Annotated in this window: 10 protein-coding genes; 6 read left to right on the forward strand and 4 right to left on the reverse strand. The window is 70.6% G+C overall.

The genetic code is table 11. From position 1 onward, the window contains the following. Positions 1-233: 233 nt before the first annotated feature. From AB0Q90_RS18635 to AB0Q90_RS18645, 3 genes are all read left to right on the forward strand, one after another. A complete protein-coding gene (locus tag AB0Q90_RS18635; RefSeq protein ID WP_363160100.1) occupies positions 234-818 on the forward strand; it encodes a helix-turn-helix domain-containing protein in 585 nt (194 codons plus the stop codon). 76 nt (positions 819-894) lie between these two features. Further along, positions 895-1,674 (forward strand): glucose 1-dehydrogenase, encoded by a 780-nt coding sequence (locus AB0Q90_RS18640; protein ID WP_363160101.1) that lies wholly within the window; start codon positions 895-897, stop codon positions 1,672-1,674. Positions 1,675-1,719: 45 nt separating this feature from the next. Beyond that, the gene (locus AB0Q90_RS18645; RefSeq protein ID WP_363160357.1) at positions 1,720-2,361 is read left to right on the forward strand and encodes a LysE family translocator; all 642 of its coding nucleotides are present in this window, start codon (positions 1,720-1,722) and stop codon (positions 2,359-2,361) included. 29 nt (positions 2,362-2,390) lie between these two features. On the opposite strand, the gene AB0Q90_RS18650 is transcribed toward AB0Q90_RS18645, so the two are convergent. The 3 genes from AB0Q90_RS18650 to AB0Q90_RS18660 form a co-directional block, all read right to left on the reverse strand. Then, positions 2,391-3,551, reverse strand: a complete 1,161-nt coding sequence (locus AB0Q90_RS18650; RefSeq protein WP_363160102.1) for an alkaline phosphatase PhoX — start codon at positions 3,549-3,551, stop codon at positions 2,391-2,393. Between the two features lie 147 nt (positions 3,552-3,698). Beyond that, on the reverse strand, positions 3,699-5,183 hold the full coding sequence (locus AB0Q90_RS18655) for an ATP-binding protein (protein ID WP_363160103.1): 1,485 nt from the start codon (positions 5,181-5,183) through the stop codon (positions 3,699-3,701). After that, a complete protein-coding gene (locus AB0Q90_RS18660) occupies positions 5,180-5,920 on the reverse strand; it encodes a response regulator transcription factor (RefSeq protein ID WP_363160104.1) in 741 nt (246 codons plus the stop codon). Before AB0Q90_RS18660 ends, AB0Q90_RS18655 begins: the two co-directional genes overlap by 4 nt. A 190-nt stretch (positions 5,921-6,110) precedes the next feature. On the opposite strand from AB0Q90_RS18660, the gene AB0Q90_RS18665 reads away from it, so the two are divergent. The 3 genes from AB0Q90_RS18665 to AB0Q90_RS18675 all read left to right on the forward strand — a co-directional run bounded on the left by AB0Q90_RS18665 (position 6,111) and on the right by AB0Q90_RS18675 (position 8,918). Then, positions 6,111-6,716, forward strand: coding sequence for a carbonic anhydrase (locus tag AB0Q90_RS18665; protein WP_363160105.1), 606 nt, complete (start codon positions 6,111-6,113; stop codon positions 6,714-6,716). Then, positions 6,713-8,335: a SulP family inorganic anion transporter gene (locus AB0Q90_RS18670; protein WP_363160106.1), complete on the forward strand. Its 1,623-nt coding sequence runs from the start codon at positions 6,713-6,715 to the stop codon at positions 8,333-8,335. Before AB0Q90_RS18665 ends, AB0Q90_RS18670 begins: the two co-directional genes overlap by 4 nt. Positions 8,336-8,519: 184 nt before the next feature. Then, the gene (locus AB0Q90_RS18675) at positions 8,520-8,918 is read left to right on the forward strand and encodes an excalibur calcium-binding domain-containing protein (protein ID WP_363160358.1); all 399 of its coding nucleotides are present in this window, start codon (positions 8,520-8,522) and stop codon (positions 8,916-8,918) included. Between the two features lie 227 nt (positions 8,919-9,145). Here the strand turns inward: AB0Q90_RS18675 and ppdK are convergent, their stop codons facing one another. After that, positions 9,146-11,866 (reverse strand): pyruvate, phosphate dikinase, encoded by a 2,721-nt coding sequence (gene ppdK / locus AB0Q90_RS18680; protein ID WP_363160107.1) that lies wholly within the window; start codon positions 11,864-11,866, stop codon positions 9,146-9,148. Positions 11,867-12,199 lie beyond the last annotated feature (333 nt).

A 12,199-nucleotide genomic window follows, 5' to 3' on the forward strand; every position in this document is an offset into this window, starting at 1 on the left:
GCAGGGGACGTGCCGGGGGGTGTCCGCCCGCAGAGGCCGGCGCTTATGCACAGCCCCCCATCAAAAGACAGCACCGCCGGTCCGAGGACGGACACCCCCCGGCGCGGCCCCGACTCAAAACACCCCCGAAGGCGCTACGCAGACCCCCACCGACCCCGAACGGGCCGCCGCAGGCACCCCCGCACACACACCACAGTTGACTGATCGTTCCAGAAAAGCCTAGGCTGCAAAACGTGGCCAGAACCAAGGAGTTCGATCCCGACACCGCGCTGACCTCGGCCCTGGAGCTGTTCTGGCGGCGCGGCTACGAAGCGACGTCCATGTCCGACCTGGTGGCACACCTCGGCATCGGACGCGCCAGCCTCTACGCAACCTTCGGCAGCAAGCACGAGCTGTACGTGAAGGCGCTGGAGCGCTACCAGGACGACCGCCTCCCGGGAATCCTGCGGGACCTGTCCCAGCCCGGCCCCGCCCTACCCGCCGTCAGGGCGCTGGTACGGCGTTACGCGGCCGAGGCCGCCGACGACGACCTGCGCCCGCGAGGCTGCTTCGTCACCAACGCGGCGTCCGAACTCGCCCCGCACGACGCGGCCGCCGCACGGCAGGTCGAGCGCAACTGGGACCGTCTGGAGACGGTGCTGCACTCGGCCCTGATCCGCGCCCGCGAACAGGGCGAACTACCCACCACCCGCGACCCGCTCACCCTCGCCCGCATGCTGCTCGTACTGCTCCAGGGCTTCCGGGTGGTCGGCAAGGCGTCCTCGGACCCGGCCAGGGTCCGGGACGCGGCGGAACAGGCTCTGGCACTACTGGACTGAGGCATTCCCACCCAAACGCAACCTCCTTGCCGCACACCCTCATACTGAACCGATCGGTCAAGAAACAGGGGAGATCATGACCACCGCACCTCAGCACGCCCGCTTCACCGACAGGACCGTCCTCGTCACCGGCGCAGGCTCCGGCATCGGCCGGGCCGTAGCGCTCGCGTTCGCCACCGAGGGCGCGCACGTCGTCGTGGCCGGCCGCAGAAGGGAGCCGCTCGACGAAACAGTGACCCTGATCGAGAAGGCGGGCGGCAAGGCACTGGCCGTAACCGCGGACGTCTCTCGCCCCGCCGACATCCGCGCGGCCGTGGACGCCGCCGTAGAGCACTTCGGCCAACTCGACGTCGCCGTCAACAACGCCGGCGTCTTCCGCGGCGGCGCCCCCCTGGCCGAACTGTCCGAGGAGGACTGGCAGACGCAGCTCGACATCAACGTCACCGGCGTGTTCCACGCCCTCCAGGCCGAGGTCCGGCAGATGCGCACCCAGCCGGCCGGCGGGGCGATCGTGAACATCGCCTCCATCTTCGGCGTGCACGCCCGCCACCCCGGCGCCGCCGCCTACGCGGCGACCAAGGCCGCCGTCTCCGTACTCACCCGGGGCGCCGCCCTGGACCACATCCGCGACGGCGTCCGCATCAACGCCGTCAGCCCCGGCGCGGTCGAGACCCCCATGTCCCTGCACCCCGGCGAGACGGAGGCGGACCGCGCGGAGCGCGCGCAGGCCACCCTCCCGCTCGGCCGGATCTCGGCAACGCACGAGATCGCCGCCGCGGTCCTGTACCTGGCGTCGGACCACGCGGCCTCGGTCGTGGGCACGGACCTGGTGGTGGACAGCGGCGCGGCGGCCTGAAAAACCGTTGGAGGGCCATGGACCGCCACTGCTTGTATGACCCGCATGGTGTCCTCCGACCGTCTTCTCGCCTTCGCGGCCATGTCGTTCCTGCTGATCGTGGTCCCCGGCCCCAGCGTGCTGTTCGTCATCGGCCGGGCGCTCGCCCAGGGCCGCCGCGCCGCCCTGATGACGGTGGTGGGCAACACCGTCGGCGCCTATGTGCTGATCGTGGCCGTGGCGTTCGGGATCGGCTCGGTCGTGGAGCGCTCGGTGCTGGTCTTCACGACGCTCAAGCTCGCCGGTGCCGCCTACCTCGTATATCTGGGGATCAAGGCATGGCGCGAACGCGGCGCCCTGCGCGCCGCGTTCGCCAATGACGAGACACCACCGCACGGCGGCAAGCGCACGTTCTGGGAGGGCTTCGCCGTCGGCGTGACCAACCCCAAGACGATCGTGTTCTTCGCCGCCGTGCTGCCCCAGTTCGTCGACCGCGAGCAGGGCCACGTGTCGTCCCAGATGCTGCTGCTCGGCCTGGTCTTCAACCTCATCGCGCTCGCCTCGGACAGCGTCTGGGGCCTGGTCGCGGCCACCGCCCGCGGCTGGTTCGCCCGCTCCCCCCGACGCCTGTCCCTGGTGGGCGGCGTCGGGGGGTTGACCATGATCGGGCTGGGTGTGACGGTCGCCGCGACCGGCCGCAAGGACTGACCGTTACGCGCGGCCGTAAGGACTGACCGTTACGCGCGGAAGGGCCCGGTCACCTCGTAGGTGATCCCGCCCGAGGAACTCCCGGTCGTCCCCCGCTGGCTGGAGAAGTACAGCCGGGTGCCGTCCGGGGAGAACGCCGGCCCCGTGATCTCCGAGCCCGACTGCCCGTCGATGCGCAGGAACGGCGCGATGACGTCGTCCGGGGTGATCACGCAGATCTCCATGTTGCCGCCGTCCTCGGCGACGAACAGGTCGCCGGAGGAGGAGCCGGTGATGTTGTCGACGCCGGTGAGGGGCGCCGTGCCCGAGGTCACCAGGGAGTCGTCGTAGGCCAGTTCGTAGGTGTTGCTGGTCAGGTTGAGCTGCCAGACGCGGTTGTCGCCCTTCGTGGTGAACCAGACCGTGTCGTCGGCGTAGTGGCAGCCCTCACCGCCGTTGAAGGACTTCGAGCCCGAGACCTGGGTGCGGGTGCTGGTCGGGGAGCCGTCCGGGTCGGGCACGTTCGCCCAGCTGAAGGAGCCGGACGTGCCCGAGCCCGCGACCATCACCTGGAGCGTGCCGGAGGAGAGGTTGCCCCAGGTCGTCGGCACGAAGCGGTAGAAGCGGCCGTTGGACTCGTCCTCGGTCAGGTAGATCACCTTGCGCACCGGGTCGGCGGCCGCCGCCTCGTGCTTGAAGCGGCCCATCGCGTCCCGGCGCACGGCCGCGTTCACTCCCCACGGGTCCGTCTCGTAGACGTAGCCGAGGGAGACCTCCTCGCAGGACAGCCAGGTGTTCCACGGGGTCTTGCCGCCCGCGCAGTTCTGCCGGGTGTTGGACAGGACGCGGTACGCCCCGGTGATCGCCCCGGTGGACGAGAACTTCATCGCGCTCACCCCGCCGCTTGGGTTGATCTCCGAGTTGGAGACATAGATCCAGCCGGTGCCGTCCGCGTAGCAGGCGCCGCCGTCGGGGGCGTTGTGCCAGGTGTAGGAGGTACCGGAGACCGTCTGGCCGGAGCGGGCGACGACCCGGCTGGTGAAGCCGCTGGGCAGGCGGATGCCGTTGGCGTCGGGCGAGCCGAGGGGGCCGTACGGGCCCGTGCCGGGCTGGGCCGGCGCGGCGTACGCGGCGCCGCGCCACAGGGTTCCGCCGAGGACGGCGGAGGTGCCGCCGATCGCGGTCGCACGGAGGAAGGTACGACGTTCCACTGGTGCTCCAAAGGGTGCCGTGACCGCCCCGCCGCCGGTCGGGGGCGGGGTCGCGCGGTCAGCGACCTTAGGCGCGCCGAGTTACGACGTCGGCGGACTTCGGGTTGACGTGTCGTGGACAAGATGTGGACGCCCGGCCGCGCAGGCTCACGCGGGCAGTACCGGCATCTCCCGGCGCCGCTGCCCCGGCCGCCCGAGGTGGTGCCCGCCGGTCGTCTGCGGCGGCTCGGCCGACGGCAGGCGGACCACAGCGTCCAGTCCGCCCGCGGCCGCGGCGTGCAGGCTCGCCTCGCCGCCGCTGGCGTGGGCGAGGCGCTGGACCAGCGAAAGACCCAGTCCCGTACCGCCCTTGGGGGCGCCCGGCGCACGCCAGAACCGGTCGAAGGCGCGGGCGCGCTGCTCCGGGGTCATCCCGGGGCCCTCGTCGGTGATGTGCAGGTCGACCCAGGCCGGGCGGGCGTCCCGCAGGGCGCGGCGGGCCGGGACGTACAGCCGTAGCTCCATGGTCACCGTGGAGCCGGGCGGTGAGGCGCGCAGGGCGTTGGAGAGCAGGTTGTCCACGATCTGCTCGACCCCGCCCGGCACCGCCGACACCGGGCCGACGCTCCCGGCGAACAGCACGAGGGAGACGTCCTTGCGGCCGTAGAGGGGCAGCCAGGTGCGGTGCCGTTCCGCGCAGATCTCGCCCACGTCGACCGGGACCGGGGTGGCCGCGTCCTCCTCCAGGCGTGCCATCGCCAGCAGCCCCTCGACCATCCGGGCCAGCCGGTCCGTCTCGGTCACGGCGGCGGCCAGGCTGCCCCGGCCGGGTCGCGCGACGTTCGGCTCCAGGTTCTCCAGCCGCAGCCGCAGTGCCGCGAGCGGCGTTCTGAGCTGGTGGGAGGCCTCGCCCGCGAAGGCGTGCTGGGCGGCGAGGAGATGGGCGAGCCGGGCCGCCGTACGGTTGAACGCGGCGGCGAGCCTGCGCACTTCGGGCGGGCCCTTGGTGATCGTCACCGGTTCGGCCCGGCCGCCGTCCGCCAACTCGTGCGTGGCGCGCTCCAGTTCGCGGATGGGCCGGCCGGTCCAGCGGGCCACGACGAACCCGGCCACGGCCACCGCCGTCAGTACGACGAGCCCGCCCAGGCCCAGCAGCAGCCAGACCCGGTAGACCCGTTCGTACACCGTCCGGGTCGGCACCGTCAGCCACACCGCGCCCTGAAGCCGCCCGCCGTCCCGGACCGGCCCGGCGACCGACAGGTACTCGACCCCGCCGATGGTCGACGTACGGACGTCCACCGTCGAGGTGCCCTTCAGGGCGGCCGCGATGCCGGGACGGGAGGCGAGGTCGGCCGACATGACGGCGGCCCGCGGATGCGAGGCGGCGAGCAGCGCGCCCGAGGCGTCCACGACCACCACCTTCGCGCCGAGACGCTCGGCACAGTGCGCCACCCGGCGGGGCAGGTCCCGTTCGGCCCGACCCGCACGGAGGGACAGCGAGGCGTACGCGGACACCGACTCCGCCTCGTCCTTGGCCGCGCCCACCACCCGCTCCCGCTCGCTGCGCGAGTAGACGAAGCCCAGTGGGATCTCCACACAGAGCAGGACGAGCGTGGCGAGGCTGAGATAGCTGAGCAGCAGCCGGCGGGTCACGGCGAGGACACCTGCGGGCCGCCCGGCTCGGCGTGCACCGCGAGCCGGAAGCCGACCCCGCGCAGCGTCCGGATCCAGGCCGGATGGCCCAACTTCCGGCGCAGCGCAGCGACATGGACGTCCAGCGTCTTGGTCGGGCCCTCGTAGTGCGGGTCCCACACCCGGTCCAGGATCTGCTGCCGGGAGTACACCGCGCCCGGATCCTCGGTCAGCAGCGCCAGCAGCTCGAACTCCTTGGGGGTGAGGGTGACGGGGACCTCGCCGACCCAGACCTGCCGGGTGCGGCGGTCGACGACGAGGGGGCCCGGCGCGTACGGCGGCCGGGGCTCGTCCGCCGGGGTGACCACCTGTTCCGGCACCGCCTCCGGCACCGCCTCCGTGCGCCGGTTCCGCCGGGTGACCGCCCGCACGCGCGCCACCAACTCCCGCACACTGAACGGCTTCGCCAGATAGTCGTCCGCGCCGAGCTCCAGACCCAGCACCCGGTCGGCCTCCTCACCCCGCGCACTCAGGATGATGACCGGCACGTCCGATGTCTGCCGGATGCCGCGGCAGACGTCGATGCCGTCCATGTCCGGCAGCCCGAGGTCGAGCAGCACGACATCGCCGTACGGCCTGCTCAGACCCTCGGCTCCGGTGGTCACGTGGTCCACCGTGAGCCCGAAATGCGCCAGCCCCTCGGCGAGCGGCTCGGCAATGGTTTCGTCGTCCTCGATGAGCAGCACTTGTATGCCCATTGATCCCGTCTCTCCGAATTGACATTCTCTGCCCTGGAGTCCACACGCTACAAGGAACAAGCGCTTACGGGGGGTTGGGCCAAAGAATGTCCATTTGCTGGCCGGGGCCTGGCAGTTACTTAACCCTTGCCTGGTGCGGGCTCCTTTACGGTGGCCTGAGCTGGTCGAACTCCCTGTGGAGGAGGCAACGTTGAAGGCACTGCTGTTCCGCGCCCGTTCATTCAGGCGACGGGTGGATTTCGAGAGCGGTGAATACCGGAAACTGGCCGAGGGGCAACATCCCGAGGCGCTCTTCATTACCTGCTCGGACTCGCGGGTGATACCCGCCCTGATTACCGGAGCACGGCCCGGAGAGATATTCGAGCTGCGAAACGCGGGCAATATCGTGCCGCCGTACGGCAGCCCGGGGGCGTCCGGCGAGGCGGCCACCCTCGAATACGCACTGGAGGTGCTCGAAGTTCAGGACGTCGTCGTGTGCGGTCACTCACACTGCGGCGCGATGGGGGCGCTGAAGTCCGGGGACGACCTGTCCGCCATGCCGGGCGTCGACGCCTGGCTGCAACTGGCCCGGCCGGAACTGGCGTCGGTGCTCACCACCGGGACCGACGACCCGTCGCTGCCCGACGTGGCCCAGCGCAATGTCGTCAACCAGCTTGCCGTGCTGCGCACTTACCCGGTGGTGCGACGACGGGAGGACACCGGACGGCTGCGCCTGCACGGCTGGTACTACGAGGTGGACAGCGGCCGGCTGTACGAGCTCGACCACGACGGCCGCTTCCGGGTGCATGCCGAATGAGCGGGGCACACGCGCGCGGCCGGACCCGCGCCGCCAGAAAGTCCGCCGCCGGCACCGGCACTGGCACTGGCACTGGCACCGACCTCGTCACCGAGATCACCGCCTCACTCGTCGTCTTCCTCGTCGCCCTGCCGCTGTGCATCGGGGTGGCCGTCGCGTCCGGCGTCCCGGCCGAACTCGGCATCATCTCCGGGGTGATCGGCGGCCTGGTGGTGGGCGCGATCCGGGGCAGCACGCTCCAGGTCAGCGGGCCCGCGGCCGGGCTCGCCGCGCTCGTCGCGGAGACCGTCGCCGAGCACGGGGTGGCGATGCTCGGAGTGATCGTCCTGCTCTCCGGCCTCCTCCAGATCGTCCTGGGGGTCGTACGGCTGGGCCGCATGTTCCAGGCGATCTCCCTGGCCGTGGTCCAGGGCATGCTGGCCGGGATCGGGCTGCCGCTGATGTTCAGTCAGCTGTACCCGATGGCCGACGACAAAGCCCCCGGCACTCCGGTCGAGAACATGGCGGCCGTACCCGACCTGCTCGGCCGGATCCTCACCGATCGGCAGGCGCTCACCGCCACGCTGCTCGGCGTGGTCACGATCACCCTGAGCTTCCTGTGGAAGAAGGTCCCGGGGCCGCTGCGGAAGATCCCGGCCGCGCTGGTCGCCGTGGGCATCGGCATCGCGGTCGCCGCGCTGCCCGGCGTGCAGGTGAAGACGCTCCAGGTCGGCAATCTGCTCGCGTCCGTGCAGCCTCCGGGGGCCGAGGAGTTCGCGGGGCTCGCCGACGCCGCGATCATCACCTCCGTACTCACCTTCACGGTCATCGCCTCCGCGGAGAGCCTGTTCACCGCGGCCGCCGTGGACCGTATGCACAGCGGCCCGCGCACCCGCTACAACGCCGAGCTGATCGCCCAGGGCGCCGGCAACACGCTCGCCGGACTGGTCGGCGCCCTACCCATCACGGCGGTCGTGGCCCGCAGTTCGGCGAACGTCCAGGCCGGTGCGAGGACCCGGATCTCCCGCACCCTGCACGGCCTGTGGCTGCTCGCCTTCGCCCTGCTGCTGCCGCAGGTCCTCGCACTGATCCCGATCTCGGTGCTCGCCGGGGTCCTGGTGCACAGCGGCTGGAAGCTGTTCGCGCCCGAGGAGTTCCCGAAGATGTGGCGCCAGGACCGGGGCGAGTTCGTCGTGATGACCGTGACCACGCTGGTCATCGTGGCCACGGCCCTGCTGGAGGGCGTCCTGGTCGGCCTGGTCGCGGGCATCGTGCTCGCCGCCCTGCGCATGTCGCGGACCGTGATCCGGCAGCAGGTGGAGGACGACACGGCGAAGGTCGTCATGGCCGGCAACGCCACCTTCCTGCGGCTGCCCCAGGTCATCGAGGCCCTGGAGGCCGCCGCCGCCTCGGGCCGGCCCCGTATCCGCCTGGACCTGACCGGCGTGACGCATCTGGACCACGCCTGCCGCAGCCAGGTGGAGGAGTTCACGGCGCAGCAGCGGGGAGCGGGGGTGCGGGTCGAACTGCTGATGCCGGGACCGGCGAAGGAGCCGGAGGCGGCGGCCGTGCGGCCGGGCCCCGAGGCGGAGTGGTTCTACCTGGACACACGGGTTCACGACGACTACGTGGTGAGCTGACCCGGCGCGCATCGAGTGCGGAGAGCTACCTTCCGGTCACGTCACGCTTGCATCACAGGTCCGCCGAACCGCCCCGGCCCCCTCGGCTCCTCAATACCGTCTACACCTCAAATCCGGCCGATCGCCCCGTAGCGATCAAGCGTACGGATATCAGTACGAATCTGGGGGGTCCCCTATGCACGTCGTGAAGCTTGTCCGCACACCCGCTGCCCTGGCCGTCACCGCGCTCGCCCTGGCCGCGCTGCCCGCCACCGCCGTGGCGCACGAGGGCAGCCACCCGTTCGAGAACTGCTCCGAGGCCTACGACGCCGGGTACGCCAACATCGAGGAGGGCGACGAGCACTACGGCAGCCACCTGGACCGCGACCAGGACGGCATCGGCTGCGACCAGCCGCCCGCGGACTTCGAACCGGCAGAGGACGACGCCGACACCGCCTCCGGCTCGGAGGAGGAGACCGACCTCGCCGCGACCGGGGGCAACGGCGTCACGCCGTACCTCGCGGCCGGCGGCGCGACCGTCATCCTCGCCGGCGGCGGTGTACTGCTGGCGGTCCGCCGGCGCCGTACGGACGCGGAGCGGTGAACACGAAGGGGCGGCACCCCCGCACGGGTGCCGCCCCTCTCCTCGCGTTCCGGAGCCGCCGCGATCGGTGAGGGTCGGGGACCGACGGCGGCTCCGGAGTCATAGGAGGCGAGGGCCTGGTGAACTGCGGTTCGGCAACGCCCTCCAGGGGCGCGGGGAACTGCGCGACCAGCCACGACGGCGCCGCAGCCGAACGACGACCCGTCACCTCAGCTCCAGCGGAGCGCTTAGCGGTGGTCGCTGCCCTCCGACTGGGTGGCCGCCCGGCCCGCCTCAAGCCGCGCCACCGGGATCCGGAACGGCGAGCAGGAGACGTAGTCCAGACCGACCTCGTGGAAGAAGTGGACCGACTCCGGGTCGCCGCCGTGCTCGCCGCACACGCCGAGCTTCAGGTCCGGACGGGTCGCGCGACCCGCCTTCGCCGCGGCCGCGACCAGCGAGCCCACGCCGTCCTTGTCGATCGTCTCGAAGGGGCTGACGCCGAAGATGCCCTTCTCCAGGTACGCCGTGAAGAACGAGGCCTCCACGTCGTCCCGGCTGAAGCCCCACACCGTCTGGGTGAGGTCGTTGGTGCCGAAGGAGAAGAACTCCGCCGCCTCGGCGATCTGACCGGCGGTCAGCGCGGCGCGCGGCAGCTCGATCATCGTGCCGATCGCCAGCTTCAGGCGGACGCCCGTGGCGGCCTCCACCTCGGCGATGACCTGGTCGGCCTCCTCGCGGACGATCTCCAGCTCCTGGACCGTGCCGACGAGCGGGATCATGATCTCCGCGCGCGGGTCGCCCTTGGCGTTCTTGCGCTCGGCCGCGGCCTCCGCGATCGCCCGGACCTGCATGGTGAACAGACCGGGGATGACCAGACCGAGGCGTACACCGCGCAGACCCAGCATCGGGTTCTGCTCGTGCAGCCGGTGGACGGCCTGGAGCAGCCGCAGCTCGTTCTCGTGCGGGTCCTTGCGTGCCTCCGCCAGCGCCACCCGCACCGACAGCTCGGTGATGTCCGGCAGGAACTCGTGCAGCGGCGGGTCGAGGAGGCGGATCGTGACCGGCAGGCCGTCCATCGCCGAGAACAGCTCGACGAAGTCCTGCTTCTGCAGCGGGAGCAGCTCCTTGAGGGAGTCCTCGCGCTCGGCGTCCGTGTCGGCCAGGATCAGCCGCTCGACCAGCTCGCGCCGGTCGCCGAGGAACATGTGCTCGGTACGGCACAGGCCGATGCCCTGGGCGCCGAAGCGACGGGCGCGCAGCGCGTCCTCGGCGTTGTCCGCGTTGGCGCGCACCCGCAGCCGGCGCTTGCGGTCAGCGAACGCCATGATCCGGTGCACGGCCTCGACGAGCTCGTCGGCGTCCTGGGCACCCGCGTGCATCCGGCCCTCGAAGTACTCCACGACGGGGGACGGGACGACCGGCACCTCACCGAGGTACACCTTGCCGCTGGAGCCGTCGATGGAGATGAGGTCGCCCTCCTCCACGACATGCCCGCCCGGCACGGTCATCCGGCGCCGCTTGGTGTCGACCTCCAGCTCCTCGGCGCCGCAGACACAGGTCTTGCCCATGCCGCGCGCGACGACGGCGGCGTGCGAGGTCTTGCCGCCGCGGCTGGTGAGAATGCCCTCGGCCGCGATCATGCCGTCGAGGTCGTCGGGGTTGGTCTCCCGGCGGACCAGGATGACCTTCTCGCCCGAGCGCGACCACTTCACGGCGGTGTACGAGTCGAAGACCGCCTTGCCGACCGCCGCACCCGGCGAGGCCGCGATGCCCCGGCCGACCTGCTCGACCTTCGCGTCCTCGTCGAACTTCGGGAACATCAGCTGGGCGAGCTGGGCGCCGTTGACGCGCTGGAGCGCCTCGGTCTCGTCGATCAGACCCTGGTCCACCAGCTGGGTGGCGATACGGAAGGCGGCACCGGCCGTCCGCTTGCCGACGCGGGTCTGGAGCATCCAGAGCTGGCCGCGCTCGATGGTGAACTCGATGTCGCAGAGATCCTTGTAGTGGTTCTCCAGGGTCTCCATGATCTGCATCAGCTGGTCGTACGACTTCTTGTCGATCGACTCCAGCTCCGCGAGCGGCACGGTGTTGCGGATACCCGCGACCACGTCCTCGCCCTGGGCGTTCTGCAGGTAGTCGCCGTAGACGCCCTGGTGGCCGGAGGCGGGGTCACGGGTGAACGCCACGCCGGTGCCCGAGTCCGGGCCGAGGTTGCCGAACACCATGGAGCAGACGTTGACGGCCGTGCCCAGGTCGTGCGGGATGCGCTCCTGGCGACGGTAGAGCTTGGCGCGGTCGGTGTTCCAGGAGTTGAAGACCGCCTCGATGGCGAGGTCCATCTGCTCGCGCGGGTCCTGCGGGAAGTCCCGGCCGGCCTCGGTCTTGACGATCTTCTTGAACTTGGTGACCAGCTTCTTGAGGTCGGCCGCCTCCAGCTCGGTGTCGACCGTGACCTTCTTGGCCGCCTTCGCCGCGTCCAGCGCGTCCTCGAAGAGCTCGCCGTCGACGCCGAGGACGGTCTTGCCGAACATCTGGATGAGGCGCCGGTAGGAGTCCCAGGCGAAGCGGTCGTCGCCGGCCTGCTTGGCGAGGCCCTGGACCGACTTGTCGGAGAGGCCGATGTTCAGAACCGTGTCCATCATGCCGGGCATCGAGAACTTGGCGCCCGAACGGACCGACACGAGGAGGGGGTTGTCGGCCTGGCCGAGCTTCTTGCCCATGCGCTGCTCCAGCGCGTCGAGGTGCGCACTCACCTCGTCACGCAGTGCCGCCGGCTCCTCGCCGCTGTCGAGGTAGACCTTGCAGGCCTCGGTGGTGATCGTGAAGCCCGGAGGGACCGGAAGACCGAGGTTGGTCATCTCGGCGAGGTTCGCGCCCTTGCCGCCGAGGAGGTCCTTGAGGTCCTTGTTTCCCTCGGTGAAGTCGTAGACGAACTTCGCTACGTGGGGTTCTTTGTTTTCCGACACGGTTCTCGACTCCCTAGCGGACCCGGTGGCTGCCCTGACGGCCAGGAACATACCCAGATCGAAGGCGCGTGGGTACGTCCACTTGTGCGTCATGCGCCTGTAACCGGGCGTCCGCCACCGGATCGAAAGTCAAAGGTTGGTAAGGCAAAGGCCCCGATTGTGTTCACTTCTTGAACGCATCAACCCCCGTAGACCCTGATTTCCGCTCTGATGAGCGCGTGTCAGCACGCCTGATTTCGATCAATGAACGATCAAGGGGTGGCACTCGGTGCCACCCCTTGGAGAAGTGCAGCCGCCCTTGATCCGCTCATCTGAGCGCAACCCTTATCAAGG

The sequence above is a fragment of the Streptomyces sp. NPDC079141 genome, assembly GCF_040686775.1.
In the GTDB taxonomy this organism is placed as follows: Bacteria; Actinomycetota; Actinomycetes; order Streptomycetales; family Streptomycetaceae; genus Streptomyces.